The 15,599-nt window shown below is 61.7% G+C and carries 11 protein-coding genes and 1 tRNA gene; 10 read left to right on the forward strand and 2 right to left on the reverse strand.

The features are described from left to right. Positions 1-32: 32 nt before the first annotated feature. On the reverse strand, positions 33-1,265 hold the full coding sequence (locus tag RPF88_RS07260) for a septal ring lytic transglycosylase RlpA family protein (protein ID WP_337122065.1): 1,233 nt from the start codon (positions 1,263-1,265) through the stop codon (positions 33-35). Between the two features lie 377 nt (positions 1,266-1,642). On the opposite strand from RPF88_RS07260, the gene RPF88_RS07265 reads away from it, so the two are divergent. The 10 genes from RPF88_RS07265 to RPF88_RS07310 all read left to right on the forward strand — a co-directional run bounded on the left by RPF88_RS07265 (position 1,643) and on the right by RPF88_RS07310 (position 14,471). Continuing rightward, complete coding sequence (locus tag RPF88_RS07265) at positions 1,643-1,978, forward strand: hypothetical protein (protein ID WP_013531580.1); 336 nt, start codon at positions 1,643-1,645, stop codon at positions 1,976-1,978. A 474-nt stretch (positions 1,979-2,452) separates the two neighbouring features. Further along, positions 2,453-2,542: transfer RNA gene (locus RPF88_RS07270), tRNA-Ser, on the forward strand. A 217-nt stretch (positions 2,543-2,759) separates the two neighbouring features. Continuing rightward, entirely contained in the window at positions 2,760-3,884 is a 1,125-nt protein-coding gene (locus RPF88_RS07275) for a helix-turn-helix transcriptional regulator (RefSeq protein ID WP_337122066.1), read from the forward strand. A gap of 227 nt (positions 3,885-4,111) precedes the next feature. Continuing rightward, positions 4,112-8,722, forward strand: a complete 4,611-nt coding sequence (locus tag RPF88_RS07280; RefSeq protein WP_337122067.1) for an autotransporter domain-containing protein — start codon at positions 4,112-4,114, stop codon at positions 8,720-8,722. Positions 8,723-8,899: 177 nt separating this feature from the next. Beyond that, positions 8,900-9,697 carry a sterol desaturase family protein gene (locus RPF88_RS07285; RefSeq protein ID WP_337122068.1) on the forward strand — a complete coding sequence of 266 codons (798 nt, stop codon included), beginning with the start codon at positions 8,900-8,902 and terminating at the stop codon, positions 9,695-9,697. Positions 9,698-9,799: 102 nt separating this feature from the next. After that, positions 9,800-10,498: a DUF2161 domain-containing phosphodiesterase gene (locus tag RPF88_RS07290; RefSeq protein WP_024503270.1), complete on the forward strand. Its 699-nt coding sequence runs from the start codon at positions 9,800-9,802 to the stop codon at positions 10,496-10,498. Positions 10,499-10,554: 56 nt separating this feature from the next. Then, positions 10,555-10,962, forward strand: a complete 408-nt coding sequence (locus RPF88_RS07295; RefSeq protein ID WP_032808257.1) for a DUF930 domain-containing protein — start codon at positions 10,555-10,557, stop codon at positions 10,960-10,962. A 181-nt stretch (positions 10,963-11,143) separates the two neighbouring features. Next, the gene (locus RPF88_RS07300) at positions 11,144-11,806 is read left to right on the forward strand and encodes a TerC family protein (protein WP_013531644.1); all 663 of its coding nucleotides are present in this window, start codon (positions 11,144-11,146) and stop codon (positions 11,804-11,806) included. Positions 11,807-11,942: 136 nt separating this feature from the next. Beyond that, a complete protein-coding gene (gene rimO / locus RPF88_RS07305; protein WP_224620919.1) occupies positions 11,943-13,256 on the forward strand; it encodes a 30S ribosomal protein S12 methylthiotransferase RimO in 1,314 nt (437 codons plus the stop codon). Positions 13,257-13,364: 108 nt separating this feature from the next. Next, positions 13,365-14,471, forward strand: a complete 1,107-nt coding sequence (locus RPF88_RS07310) for an acyltransferase family protein (RefSeq protein ID WP_224620920.1) — start codon at positions 13,365-13,367, stop codon at positions 14,469-14,471. A 47-nt stretch (positions 14,472-14,518) separates the two neighbouring features. Here the strand turns inward: RPF88_RS07310 and RPF88_RS07315 are convergent, their stop codons facing one another. Beyond that, entirely contained in the window at positions 14,519-15,586 is a 1,068-nt protein-coding gene (locus tag RPF88_RS07315; RefSeq protein WP_013531647.1) for a BMP family ABC transporter substrate-binding protein, read from the reverse strand. Positions 15,587-15,599 lie beyond the last annotated feature (13 nt).

Raw genomic sequence — 15,599 nt, forward strand, 5'->3', positions numbered from 1 at the left:
ACCGCGCAGCGGAAATCCCACCAGGCTTGCGCTCAGTTGCGCACAGCCAGTGCATCGGGCGCGCCATGCGACCAGGCAGCCTGCAGCAAATCATCGAGATTGCGGTGGCCATCGGGATAGAGATTGACCGAATACCAATCCTCGCCATCGAGTTCCGAACGCTGGATCTCGATCTTTCCGTATGCGGCAAGCTGAGCGGCAACACGCTTGGCCTCCGCTGCATCCTCGAACGAACCAGCCGCGACGTAGTCAGTGGACGGACCGGCCGTTGGCGGCTGCCGTTTCCATGATTGGAGCACATCGGCCGGCGACATGCCGTCGCCACCCATCGCGGCGAAGGCATTTGAGGCGCGTTCGACCCGCTCGTCGGCATAGGACAGCGAGGCCACGGCAAACGGCGATTGCGGCGGCAGATTGATCTGCGGACGCTCCGGCACGATCGGGCCGAAATCCGGAAGCGCCAGATCGCCATAGGCCGACGACTGCGTCGACATGATCGGCTGGACAGAACCGGAATCGGTCAACTGGCCCGGAAACGGCACGGCAGCAGTGCCGGCAGGCAGGCTTGGCGACGGCCCGTTCATGGCGACCATGACGCCGGTCGGCAGTCCATCCGACGGGTCTGGCGCCCTGTTGCCGGGATGATAGGAGGCCATCAGATACTGGTCGTCATCGCCGTCGAGCGGCGCGCGGCCGACATATTCGACCTTTACCTGAGCGGTGCCGGTGTTGGCATAGTCAAGCATCTGGGCAGCGCGCTCCGATACGTCGATGATGCGGCCTTCGTGATATGGGCCGCGATCGTTGACGCGAACGATGACCGAACTGCCGGTCTTGAGATTGGTGACGCGGGCATAGCTTGGCAGCGGCATGGTCGGGTGCGCCGCCGTCAGATGGGTCATGTCATAGACTTCGCCATTGGCGGTAAGCCGGCCATGGAAGGCGTCGCCATACCAGGAGGCGAGGCCGACCTTGGCGTAACGCTTGTCTTCCTTCGGGTAATACCACTTGCCGCGGACCTGATAGGGTTTGCCAAGCTGATCCCTGCCGCCGCCACGTTGGATGCGCCCGTTCCGGGAGATCACACGCGGGCTTGCCTTCACGCCATATTCGGATTCGGCGAAATATTCCTTGGAGCGGGTCTTCTTGTTGACCATCGCTTTCGGCTCAGGCTGCGACGCGCAGGCAGCCAGCAAGGCGGCCGACACGGCGAACAACGCGACGGTAGCAGCGCGACGAAGACGCGGTGGCGTCACAGCCTGCATTTTCCTGATGTCCCCTTCAGTCTCAACTCAAGGCGTCACGTTCAACCACCAGAGGAGCCAAAACACTCACCCGACAATACCAACGACGCTTAAAACCCCGATCCTTTGTGCGCAGGAATTGCTTATCACGGTATTAACCGATTGTGGCCGCAACCGGGCAAGATTGTGGCGTCTCCACCGTAAGAGCTCTCTGAAAAGTAACGGTTTTCGTGCTTCCACGCGAGAGATGTGATGCCCTCTGCCACAGAAAGCCTGGCTTCGCTCCTGCCCGCCGTGTCTGCCGGTTGACCGGGCTTTGTCGGGCAGCGGACCGACCGCCGGAACAAAGAAATGCGCCGCTAGTTTCATCCGCAGGGCACTCGAACAGAAGGACGAGCATGATGAAAATGACTTCATTGATGGTCGCGATCGCGATGTCGCTTTCTGCCGGGTCTGCGATCGCCGCATGTCCGGACAAGTCAGCTTCGAACACCGGGACCGATGCCGGACAGACCGCCGGTATTTCGAAAGATGGAACCCACGCGCCTTTAGAGACTCCGAAGGCCATGGGCAACGCGAACAAGCCAGCCGCCAAGGATGGCACCACGATGCCATTGGCGGGCGCTGAAGGCGGCGGCGACAAAAACCTTGCAACCTCGCAGCAGGACATCGAGGCGCAGCAGCACGGTGATAAGGCCGCGGCGGCAAAGGCGGACGAAAATTGCAAAGACTGAGGACCGTACAGGCCGGAGCCGATTTGCAGCTTCGGCCTTCCTCACCAGTAGCTGTTCCCTTGGCGAAAGTTAAATTCTGCGGGATACCGCAGCTGTCCCAAGAGGCTGACCCGTAGGGATTCCCTCCGCCCAATTCCGAGGATGGCTTGGTCGGTAGGTCGCGCCCTCGGTTGGGCCTGCACGAAAGCCCTCCAGCGTCAGGCTTTTTGTGTTCGCGCGCAAACCTGTACATCGCCAGTCGGCGGGCTCCTTCTTCATCATGCACCAATGGGATAGCGAGTTCCGGTGCTCGATTCCGACAAACTCAGAGCCTGCCAGGACGGCAGGAACCGACACAGTGGTGGTTGACGCAGCCCTCAATGCCGCTTTACAGGAATGAGGCGTGAACCAGCCGGGAGCGCCTTCGGTGCCAATCCGGTGCCACAGGCCAAACGAGTTGGCCCCGCGCTGCCCAAATGGTTGAAAAACCACGATGGAGGAATGGCCGAGCGGTTTAAGGCACCGGTCTTGAAAACCGGCGTGGGTGCAAGCTCACCGTGGGTTCGAATCCCACTTCCTCCGCCATTCGATCGAGAAGGGCATACAGAGCATACAGAACTGAGTACGCCGATTTCCGCCTCCGTGGACGTAAGGGCGAAGCGTCAAACATCATGTCTGTTTTCTCCTGACCTTGGGCGTCAGCACTGGTAACCCCCCTGCTCATTCGACGTTCTATCCCTTGCATCGACCGCAATCAGAGGTATGCTAACACTTCATTCTGGTTGTATATTTCGCAAGGCTTATGGGATATTCGATCTCTCACGAGCGCCTGTCGGTAGTGATCGGTCGCATATATGAGGCCGCCTACGATCAATCGATTTGGCTTGACGTGGTCCTTCAGTTGCAAGCCATGTTTCATGGCTCCAGAGCCTGTTTCTCGGGCATCGACTGGGCCAATGTCGAGGATAGCTTTTGCGTCTCACCGAGCCGCGACCCCTATTGGGACAGGATTTTCCTTGACCATTTCGCGACCAACGAACTCTTTGCGCCGCGTGTGGCCGCGCCGCTTGGCCGGGTTTTTAGCGACACCCAGTTGATTGGGCGGCACCGTATTGAACGCACCTCCGTGTGGAACGAATGGATGATGCCGCAGGACATGTATGACGGCATGTTCTGCAATCTGCGCGCGTCGGAAAAGAACTACTGGTTTTTCGACGTGCAGCGAGGCCGAGGGCAGCCGGCGTTCGACGCCGATGATCGCGCGATGCTCGCCCTGATCACGCCTCATCTGCAGCGCGCTGCGGGTTTGGGCCGACATTTCGAGGCGCGACCTGTGCTCCAATCGCTGCTCGGCCACCTGCCCTTCGCCGGCTTTGTCGTCGATCCGCGCCTGCGCATCCTTGACATGAATGACGCCGCGCAAAGACTTTTGGTACAGCCGATCACTCTGCTGACGGCGAACGGTGGCCATCTGGCCACCTCCGATTCCACGCAAACCCAAATACTGCAACGTGCGGTCGCACGAGTCTGCCGGGTGGACGAGAGCGAGTTTCCCATTTCGGCTGCCGATTTGATCTTGCGGTCGGAGCGCGGCGACCAACTGGTATTGTCGATTGGATTGTTGCCCGACGGCGAGACGTTCGGCCTGTCGGCTGGACCTTGCGCGGTGGTGCTGGCGCGCGAATCACGTTTGGCCCTGTCGACGAGCTTAGCCGATCAACTGCGAAAAACCTTTGGGCTGACAGGGAAAGAAGCTTCCGTCGCGCTCGCGCTCGCAAGCGGATTGTCCTTGAAGGAAATAGCGATCAGGGAAAACATGGCCTACGGCACCGCACGCGTTCATCTGGACAAGATTTTTCGCAAGACAGATACGCAGAGGCAGAGTCAGCTCATTGCGCTGCTGAATGCATTTCGTCTTCTGCCCTAACAAGCTGCAATAGCACATTAAGGTTCTTCGAGTGCAGGGCGTTGCGACTGTGGCGAGCCAGCGACAGTGCGCCACTCTTTGGCCGGTCTATGGCATTTGATATATATATCGCCCACCCATCATCCGTTATTGCGAATCTGAAGCACTGATTTGCTCGAAGCATTGCTTTGCTTGGGCTGTTCTGATGACGGCAGATTGCATTTATTGGACGATGGGGCAGGCCTATCATGAGACTCTACGGTTTTTCGGCAGACAAAGCCTACCCACTCGTTTCCTTGCGCGCGCAACTCCTCTCGCAGGCCAGCCGGTCAGCACTGAGTTTCGCAATCGGCATGGCCGGTTTCGCCGGCTCGGCTGTTTTCTTTTCCCCGCAGGCGCAGGCGGCATGTACGGTCACTCTGGGAACTGATGTGCAGTGCGGCACCACCTCCACGACCAATACGACCCATCCGACCTCTCCGCCCAGCGACCGGAGCTATTCATTTGCTTCACCGTTTACGGCCCACCTCGCGATCGATGCCGGGGCGACGGTCAGCGGATTTGGCCTCGCGATCGAGAATACCGGCAATGGCGCCGTCATGGTCGTCAACAACGGCACGATCAGTGTCGATGCGGGCAACACGCCAACAGCCGGCGGGACCGCGGCACTCAATATCGATGCCGCCTCCAACCTGATCACGTACACAGGCAGCGGCGCGATCACCAATAACGGCAGTGGCGATGCCTTCGCAATAAAGCAGAATGGCCTGGGCTCGATCGATGTCGATGCCACCGGCGATATCACGGCGGCTGCCGGCTCAGGCATTGTGGTGCGTAACACGGCGGCGAGTGGCTCCATCGATGTCACCACGGGCGCGGTGACGGCGCTGGCTGCTGGCATGTTCGGTATCGACGTCCAGTCGTCTTCGACGGCAGGCAATCTCACGATCGTGGCGAATGGCGACATGAAGGCGGGCAATACCGGTATCTTGGGTCGAGTTTCCTCCACAGGAACTGGCAACATCGATATCACGGCGAACGGCGCCATCGACGCAGGCAACGGCATTATCGCGCAGAACTTGGGCAACGGCTCGACGACGGTGAAGGCGATGGGACCGGTCGCCGCGACAATGGCGTCGGGCCTTGGCGTCTTCGCTCAGGGCCGGGGCGATGTCTCGATAACAACGGGTGCGGTGACCTCGACGGGCGGTCAGGCGGTCTATGCAATAGGGACCGGCACAGGCACAGGCACAATCGATGTGACGACCAACGGCAATGTCTCGGGCACTGGAGGCATCCTCGCAGGTAACTCCGGCACGGGCATGATCAGCGTGATCGCCAATGGTGAGGTGACCGGCACATCCTTTGACGGCATCGTCGCGAACGGTGGTGGCGCGGTGGACGTGCAGGTCGCCGGCACGGTGATGGGCGCGCGTTCCGGCCTAACCTTGATTGGTGGTGGCGGCGGCACGGGCAACATCTCGGTGACCGGCACCGGCGGCTTCGTCGGCGGCAGCGGCGATGCGGCGAACATTCAGAACAATGGTTCGGGCACGGTCACGGTCGATATCTCGGGCGCCAGCAACTCGACGGCGGGCTCAGGCATCGTGGTGGGCGACACAGCAACAGGCGGCAACATCGCCGTCACGACGGGCGCGGTGACGGCGCTGGCTGCCGGCAGGATCGGCATCGACGTTGAGACGCTGTCGGCGACGGCCAATGTGACGATCGTGGCGAATGGCGACGTGAAGGCGGGCAATACCGGTATCTTGGGTCGAGTTTCCTCCACAGGAACTGGCAACATCGGTATCACGGCGAACGGCGCCATCGACGCAGGCAACGGCATTATCGCGCAGAACTTGGGCAACGGCTCGACGACGGTGAAGGCGATGGGACCGGTCACCGCGACAATGGCGTCGGGCCTTGGCGTCTTCGCTCAGGGCCGGGGCGATGTCTCGATAACAACGGGTGCGGTGACCTCGACGGGCGGTCAGGCGGTCTATGCAATAGGGACCGGCACAGGCACAGGCACAATCGATGTGACGACCAACGGCAATGTCTCGGGCACTGGAGGCATCCTCGCAGGTAACTCCGGCACGGGCATGATCAGCGTGATCGCCAATGGTGAGGTGACCGGCACATCCTTTGACGGCATCGTCGCGAACGGTGGTGGCGCGGTGGACGTGCAGGTCGCCGGCACGGTGATGGGCGCGCGTTCCGGCCTGACCTTGATTGGTGGCGGCGGCGGCACGGGTAATCTCTCGGTGACGGGCGCGGGCGGCTTCGTCGGCGGCAGCGACGATGCGGTGAACATTCAGAACAATGGTTCGGGCACGGTCACGGTCGATATATCCGGCGCCAGCAGCTCGACGAGTGGCGGCGGCATCGTGGTGCGCGACACGGCGACGGGCGGCAACATCGGCGTCACGACGGGCGCGGTGACGGCGCTGGCTGCCGGCAGGATCGGCATCGACGTTGAGACGCTGTCGGCGACGGCCAATGTGACGATCGTGGCGAACGGCGACGTGAAGGCGGGCGGCGCCGGTATCTTCGCTGGCCTTTCCTCGGGAAACGGCAACGTCGATGTCACGGCGAACGGCGCGATCGACGCGAGCAGCGGGATTGTCGCAGGGACTGTCGGTACAGGTTCGGTGACCGTGAAGGCGGTTGGTCCGATCACCGCGACGACTGGTCGAGGTATCGACGCTGAAAGCTCGGCCGGCAATGTCGCGGTGATAACGGGTGCTGTGAACGCAACTGCGGCTACGGCGATCTTCGCGCTCCAGGACAATCCGGTGGGCGCTGGCACGATCAATGTGACGACGAATGGCAATGTCTCGGGTACGACAGGTATCCAGGCAACCAATCTTGGCACGGGCGCGATCACGGTGATCGCCAATGGCGCGGTGACCGGAACGTCGGCCGAGGGCATCGTCGCGACGGGCAACGGCGTAGTGGATGTGCAAGTCGCCGGCACGGTGACGGGCGCGACGCGTGGCCTGACTTTGACTGGTGGGACGGGCGCCATCAACGTCGCCTCGTCGGGCGCGATCCGTAGTCTTTCCGGATTGTCCAGCGATGCGGCGATCGAGACCAATGCCGCGACGATGGCGCTCACAAACGCCGGTTCGATCGTCGGTACAGCGCAGTTTGCCGGCGGCGCGACACTGTTCGCCAACGACGGGAACTGGAACGGCGCCGGTGGAACCAGTGATTTCGGCGGTGGCGCCAGCAGGCTGGTCAACGACGGGACCGCCGTCGGTGGAAACTCCGCCGGCGTCGCGGAGACGACGCAATGGACCAATCTGTTTCAGTTCACCAATCAAGGCACCTTGACAATGGCCGACGCTGGCGCCGGCGATGTGATCCGGCAAACCGGCGGCAATGCCGCTTTCGCGACTGGCAGCATCATGGCGATCGATATCAACACGGCCGGCCAGGCCGACAGGTTCAGCACCTCCGGCACCGCGACGATCACTGGCGCGACGCTGACCGTGAACGCCGCGGGCGGCATTGCGGTGCCGGGCACCCGCTATACGGTGTTGACCGCCGATGCCGGGCTGACCGGGCAGTTCGCTGCCTTGACTGGAGTTGTCAACACCGCCTTCCTCAGGCTTGTCGATACCTATGACACCAACAACGCCTATCTCGACATCCTGAAATACCGCAACTTCACCGACGCAGCCTTGACCCGCAATCAGATCGCAACCGCTGGGGGGCTCGAGAGCCTGCCGACATCCGGATCCCTGTACAACGTCATCCTCAACCTCGCGACCGACGTGCAGGCACGTGATGCCTTCGACCAGCTCTCGGGCGAGGTGTATCCCTCGGCGCAGACTTCCCTCATCGAAGATAGCCGTCTTCTGCGCGACGCGGCGACGAACCGCATCCGGGCCGCTTTCGGTATCGTCGGTGCATCGGCCGCTCCGGTCATGGCCTACGCCGATCAGACCTATGGCGGTGCTGCGGGCGCCTATGTCTCGCTCGATCCCAATACGACCGCTGCAGTGGCGTCGGACACCGATCGCTTCGCCCTCTGGAGTCAGGGCTTTGGTTCATGGGGCCATACTGGCAGCGACGGCAATGCTGCCCGCGTTGACCGCTCGACTGGCGGTTTCCTGGCTGGCGGTGACGCCGCCATTTTCGACACCTGGCGATTGGGTATCATGGCGGGATACAGCCGCACCAACCTCGATGTGAAAGACCGCGCCTCGTCGGGCTCGAGCGACAACTATCATCTCGGCCTCTATGGCGGCACCACTTGGGATGTTGGGGGCGGCACGCTCGGCTTGCGCACCGGTACATCCTATACTTGGCACGACATCGCGACGAGCCGCTCCGTCACTTTCCCCGGTTTCAATGACAGCCTCAAGGCAGATTATCGCGCCGGAACGGCGCAGGTGTTCGGCGAACTGGGCTATGGTATCCATGCTGGAAATTTAGGCTTTGAGCCCTTCGCCAATCTCGCCTATGTGAACCTCCGGACTGACGGCTTCACCGAGACAGGCGGCGCGGCGACGCTGACAAGCGCTTCGGCAATCACCGATGCGACCTTCACCACGCTCGGCCTACATGCCTCAGGCGAGTTCACCGTCGGCGAGATGGCGGCGACGGTTCGCGGCACGCTCGGCTGGCGCCATGCCTTCGGCGAGACCGTACCGCTGTCGCGCTTCGCATTCGCCGGCGGCGCATCATTCACCGTCGCGGGCGTGCCGATCGCCAAGGACGGGCTGATACTCGATGTCGGGTTCGACATCGCCATCGCACACAATGCCACGCTCGGCCTCACCTATGGGGGACAATTCGGCAGTCGCGCCGCAGACCAGAGCGTGAAAGCCAATCTCGCGGTCAGGTTCTAGTTGGGGGATGGGCCACACGCCGCAGGACGAGCCCGCATTCGCGTCTCCTCGTCCGCCCGCGTTCCATTCACAATCCGCGTTTGCCGCCGCCACTTGCGCAAAAGGTAGAGCCTTTAGCCTTTGGAAAGGGAGATGTGGTTCCTCTCAGAGGCGCGGACTGCGCGCTGAGGCGAATCGATGGATATCTTTGGCATCAAGGCACTTCTGATCTGCGCCCTGATCTTCATTCCGTTTGAACATCTGTTTGCCGAGCGGCCGCAGAAGATCTTTCGCAAGGGCTTCGCTGTCGATCTGATTTATCTGCTGTTCAACGGCTTCATCATAAAGCTGGCCATCGTCATGATGGCGGCAGGCGCGCTCGGTGCCGCTGCACTCCTGGTCCCGCAAGCGATAACGCATGCCGTCAGCGGCCAGCCCGTCTGGCTGCAGGTTGCCGAAATCATCGTGATCACCGATGTCGGCGTCTACTGGACACATCGGGCCTTTCACAAAATCCCGGCGCTTTGGAAGTTCCATGCCGTTCACCACGGCATTGAAGAACTCGACTGGCTCGGGGCCTTCCACAATCATCCCGTCGACGCCATCGTCACAAAGGCAATATCGCTGACGCCGATCTTTTTCCTCGGCTTCTCGGAAGCGTCGATCGCCGTCTTTTCGACTCTCTACCTTGGACATACGCTGCTTGTGCATTCAAACGTGCGGACTCCGTTCGGCCCCTTGAAGTGGCTGATCGCCAGCCCGCAGTTCCATCGCTGGCACCATGCCAACCAGCGCGAAGCCTATGACAAGAACTTCGCCGGGCAGTTGCCTTTCCTCGACGTGCTGTTCGGCACCTACAATCCCACCGGTGACAAGGTGCCGGAGAAGTACGGCGTCGACGATCCGATCCCTTCCACCTATTTCGGCCAGATCGGCTATCCGCTCCTGCGCCGCAGGAAGCTGCCGAACCGGGCGGTGCCGAACGCCGAAGCCTGACGGCTGGCCCGGCGTTGCGGTATCCACACCGGTCCCCTTTCGAGCCGCAGGACGCCGAACCACCGGAAGGCTTTTCGCCTCGAATCGGCTAAACCTTGCGCCATGAACGAGACCTCACTCTATGCGCCGGTGAAGCGGTTCCTCGAAAGCCTCGACTTTGTCGTCAAAGGCGAGATCGACGGCTGCGATGTTGTTGCGTTGCGCGAGGGGGAGCCGCCGGTTGTCGTCATCTGCGAGTTGAAGCTGCAGTTCAATCTCGAACTGGTGCTGCAAGGTGTCGATCGTGCGGCGGCCTGCGACGAGGTGTGGCTGGCCGCGCGCATGTCGGCTCGCGGCAAGGGACGCGAAAGCGATGCCAGGTTCCGCAATCTCTGCCGCCGGCTTGGCTTCGGCTTGCTTGGCGTGACCGCGACGGACCGGGTCGAGGTGCTTCTCAGCCCGATCGCGCTGGCGCCGCGCAAAAATGCCCGCCGGCGCTCCCGCCTGGTCGATGAGCACCAGCGCCGTCGCGGCGATCCCGTTGCCGGAGGAGGATCGCGCAATCCGATCATGACCGCCTATCGCCAAAGCGCCCTCGCCTGCGCTGCCGCCATGGTGGATGGCCCCAGGCGGCCGCGAGATCTGAAGGCGGTGACGCCGATCGCGCCCAAGATCCTGCAGCACAATGTCTATGGCTGGTTCGCGCGCGTCGACCGCGGCCTGTACGATCTTACCGATGCCGGCCGTGCCTCTTTGGTCCGTTGGCCGCAGGCATCGCACGACGAATCCCGACACGCAATTTTGAACGCAGCAGCCATATGATTGAAGATTCCCGCAGCGTCCGAGGCGGTCCGCTCGGTTGATTTCTCCGACAAAATATGTTGCTTGTCCCGCCCATGAAGAAGCTCTGCATGACCGCCTTGGCGTCAGTGACACTGAGTTTTCCAGCCAGCGCAATGGACAATGCATTGCGCGCCGGACTGATGAAACTCGATCCCCAAACTCGCCTTGAACAGCGTTGCGACGCCGAAGTGCTCGACCGCATCACCCATGACGATCGCAAGTTCAAAGCCGATCGCGTCGTCGCCTACGCCTTTGCCACGCCCGAGATGGGCGCGGATGCCATCAAGAGCCCGGGTGCTGCGTTTCGCAGCAAGGGGCAGTGGTATAGGCTGAAATTCAAGTGCCAGACCGGGCCGGACCATATGGAAGTCTTGCAACTCCGCTACCGGATCGGCGACGAGATTCCGGAAGCCGACTGGGCAAAGTATAATCTCTACGATTGATTTGCGATCGGCCATGGTTTTGCCTGGCTGTCGGCGAGTGCCGCGAGCATTGGATCTGGCTTGACGTAACGATGCTTCGGTGATGGCGCCACGCGTGATCCCTTGACGCCAAGGGACCACCAAGTTAGGGCCTCTGGGTAATCGACGAACACTCGGCAAAATCAGCAAGGGCTTCCGGTCGATGGACATTTTTTTCAGCGCTGCCAGCCTGACCGCCCTGCTCCAGGTCATCGCCATCGACCTCGTGCTGGCCGGCGACAATGCGATCGTCATCGGCCTTGCCGCTGCCGGCCTGCCGGCTGACCAACGCAAGAAGGCGATCCTCATCGGCGTGATTGCGGCAACGGTGCTGCGCATCGGTTTTGCCGCAATTACCGTCAAGCTGCTGGCGATCGTCGGCCTGCTGCTGGCCGGCGGCATCCTGCTGCTGTGGGTCTGCTGGAAAATGTACCGCGAGCTGCGCACGTCACATGCCGATGAGCTGGAAGCGACCGAGGCGCTGTCGAATTCGGACCTCAACAGTGACCAGGCAGTCGCCGGCAAGTCGAAGCGCAAGACCCTTGGCCAGGCTGCCTTGCAGATTGTCGTCGCCGATGTGTCGATGTCGCTCGACAACGTGCTGGCGGTGGCTGGAGCGGCGCGTGATCATTTTCCGGTGCTGGTCATCGGCCTTGTGCTGTCGATCGCGCTCATGGGGCTGGCTGCGACCTTCATTGCCAAGCTGCTGCATCGCCACCGCTGGATCGCCTATGTCGGCCTGCTGATCATACTCTATGTCGCGCTGGATATGGTCTATCGTGGCGCGGTGGAGGTCTGGCCACATGTGAACAACGTGGTCGGCTGAAGCTGGCGGACATCCGCGTCTTCACTCCGTCGAAGCAAGACCGCCGTGCGTTTTGCCGCATCGCGGGCCTGCCCATACCAATGCCGCAATAAGTGTGGTACTGCGCCGGCAATCCTGAAAAGCCCGGAAACCCTCTATGTCCGCTCCCCGCGTGAGTTTTGTCAGTCTTGGATGCCCGAAGGCCCTCGTGGATTCGGAGCGCATCATCACGCGCCTGCGCGCCGAAGGTTACGAAATCGCACGCAAGCATGACGGCGCCGACCTCGTCGTCGTCAACACCTGCGGTTTTCTCGATTCCGCCCGCGACGAGTCGCTCAACGCCATCGGTTCCGCGCTTTCGGAAAACGGCCGAGTGATCGTCACCGGTTGTCTGGGCGCCGAGCCGGACGTCATTCGCGAAAAGCACCCCAATGTGCTGGCGATCACCGGGCCGCAGGCCTATGAGAGCGTGATGGCCGCGGTGCATGAGGCCGCACCGCCGTCGCACGATCCCTATATCGATCTCCTGCCGCCGCAGGGTGTCAAGCTGACGCCGCGTCACTACGCCTATCTCAAGATTTCCGAAGGCTGCAACAACCGCTGCACCTTCTGCATCATTCCCGCACTGCGTGGCGACCTCGTCTCGCGGCCGGCGGCAGATGTGCTGCGTGAGGCTGAGAAACTGGCCAAGGCTGGCGTCAAGGAACTTCTGGTCATCTCGCAGGACACCAGCGCCTACGGCATCGACATCAAGTACCAGACGTCGACGTTCGGCGACCGTGAAGTGCGCGCAAAATTCCTCGATCTTTCGGAGGAACTGGGCAAGCTCGGCATCTGGGTGCGCATGCACTATGTCTACCCCTACCCGCATGTCGCCGACGTCATCCCGCTGATGGCGGAGGGCAAGATCCTCCCCTACCTGGATATCCCGTTCCAGCATGCCTCGCCGCGGGTGCTGAAAAACATGCGCCGGCCCGCGCATGGCGAAAAGACGCTCGAGCGCATTCGCGGCTGGCGCGAGGTCTGTCCGGATCTGGCCATCCGCTCGACCTTCATCGTCGGCTTCCCCGGCGAGACGGATGACGATTTCGAGATGCTGCTCGACTGGCTCGATGAAGCCAAGATCGACCGCGCCGGCTGCTTCAAATACGAGCCGGTCCGCGGCGCCCGCTCCAACGATCTCGGTCTCGAACAGGTCCCGCAGGAAATCAAGGAGGCGCGCTGGCACCGCTTCATGCAGCGTCAGCAGAAGATTTCGGCGACACAGCTGGCCAGAAAAGTCGGCAAGCGCCTCCCGGTGCTGATCGACGAGGCGCATGGCACATCGGCAAAGGGCCGCACCAAATACGACGCGCCCGAGATCGATGGCTCGGTGCACATCCAGTCGCGTCGTCCGCTGCGCCAAGGCGATATCGTCACCGTCAAGATCGACCGTGCCGACGCCTATGACCTCTATGGTTCGGCGGTCTGACGCCTCGTTCCGCGTAAATTTACTACATCTGGCGATAATCTAGGCCTCTTAACCCGCTCAGCTGCGATCCGCTCTATGGTTTGCCGACCGTAGATGCGGGAAATGCGGATGAACACCAGACCTGCGGAACAAAATTACATTGCGACGCTGGACCTGCTCAGGCTGGTCGCGGCGATGGCTGTCGTGTTCTTCCACTATTTCTTTCGCGGCGCGGCTGCCGAGGGCATTCTGGCTGAGGGTTATCCGCTTGCGGCACCGTTCGCCCTCTACGGCTATCTCGGCGTCAATCTGTTCTTCCTGATCAGCGGTTTCGTCATTGCCTGGTCGGCGGAAAACCGCAGTTGGGACCAGTTTGCGGTCGCGCGGTTCGTTCGCCTCTATCCGGGCTTCCTGCTCTGCATGACGATCACCTTCGCGATTGTCTTCCTTGCCGGGTCGCCGCTGCTTTCGGCCTCTTTCGTTCAGTATGCCGCCAATCTGTCGATGTTCGCGCCGGCGTTCGGCCAGCCCTTCATGGACGGCGTCTACTGGTCGATCGTTCTTGAGCTGGTGTTCTACGGCTGGGTGACGCTGGCGCTGCTCACCGGGCTGTTTCAGAGACGCAAGCTGGAGCTGATCTTGATCTGGCTGGCGATCTCGGCCTTGAACGAGTTCTTCATCGGCAGCGGCGCCGCCAGGCTGCTGTTCATCACCGAGTTTGGACCGTTCTTCGCCGCCGGCGTGCTGGTCCACCACCTGCATGCGCATGGCCGTTCACTGCCTGCAATGCTGCTGCTTGCCGCCGCGTTCCTGATCTCCTGCGGCACGCTGTCGGTGACGCAGCACTGGATGCTTGGCCACTACGGCATTGCCGTTTCGTCGGCCAATCTCGTCATCGCCAACGTCGTCATGCACGCGGCCTTGATCGGTGCGGTGCTGCTGCGCGGCCGTATCAGGGCATCGGGGCTCACCCTGGCGCTGGGCGGGCTGACCTATCCGCTCTATTTGCTGCACCAGGACATCGGCTATCTCGTCATCAATGCGGCAACGCCCCTTATCGGCAAATGGTTTGCCGCCTTTGGCTGCGGCGCACTTATGCTTTTCGTTTCGTGGGCAATCTGGCGCGCCTGCGAACGACCCGCACAGCGGTTGCTGAGGATTTGGCTCGGCCGCGCGGTCGATGCTGGCCTGGCACGGTTTCGTCGCGTCTCAGCCGGAGCGCAGCCCGCCGAATGAAAAAGGGCGCCTCGCGGCGCCCTCCTCATTTCGATCTCTTGTGCTGCCTACTGCGGCAGCTTGTCGTCGACACCCTTCACATAAAAATTCATGCCGAGCAGCGTGCCGTCATCGGCGACTTCGCCATCCTTCAGCCACGGCGTGCCGTCCTGCTTGGCGATCGGCCCGGTGAAGGGGTTCCAGCCGCCGGCGATCTTCTTCTCGGTGGCCTCCGCCATCGCCTTCACGTCGTCGGGCATGTTGGTGTAGGGGGCGAGCTTGACCGCGCCGTCCTTGATGCCAAGCCAGACATTGTCCGGCTTCCAGGTGCCGTCGAGGGCTGCCTGGACCCGGCTGATGTAATAGGGACCCCATTCGTCGGTAAGCGAGGTCAGCTGCGCGTTCGGCGCGAACTTGATCATGTCGGAGGACTGGCCGAAGCCGTGCAGCTTGCGCTCCTCGGCCACCTGCAGGGCAGCGGTCGAATCGGTGTGCTGGACGATAATGTCGGCACCCTGGTCGAACAGCGCCTTGGCGGCGTCGGCTTCCTTGCCCGGATCGAACCAGGAATTCACCCAGACGATCTTGGCCTTGAAGTTCGGGTTGATCGACTGCGCGCCGAGCATGAAGGAGTTGATGCCCATCACCACTTCCGGGATCGGGAAGGAAACGATGTAGCCGGCAACGCCTGCCTTCGATTCCTTGGCGGCGATCTGGCCGAGCACATAACGGCCTTCATAGAAACGCGCATTGTAGATGCCGAGATTGTCAGATGTCTTGTAGCCGGTGGCGTGCTCGAACATCACCTTCGGGAATTTCTTGGCGACCTTCACTTCCGGGTCCATGAAGCCGAAGGAGGTGCCGAAAATGATCTTGCAGCCTTCGCGTGCCAGGCGCTCGAAAGCGCGGTCGGCGTCGGGGCCTTCCGAGACGTTTTCAAGATAGGCGGTTTCGACCTTGTCGCCGAGCGCCTTCTCCACTTCGAGACGGCCCTGGTCGTGCTGGTAGGAATAGCCAAAATCGCCGATCGGGCCGGTGTAGACCCAGCAGGCCTTCAGCTTGTCCGCGGCCTCGGCCGTCGCTGCCAGCGACATGGCGGCGGTCGTGGTCATCAGGGCAATAAGCAGTTTTTTCATCGTGTTACCTCTC

Source organism: Mesorhizobium sp. ISC11 (assembly GCF_037162595.1).
In the GTDB taxonomy this organism is placed as follows: domain Bacteria; phylum Pseudomonadota; class Alphaproteobacteria; order Rhizobiales; family Rhizobiaceae; genus Mesorhizobium; species Mesorhizobium ciceri.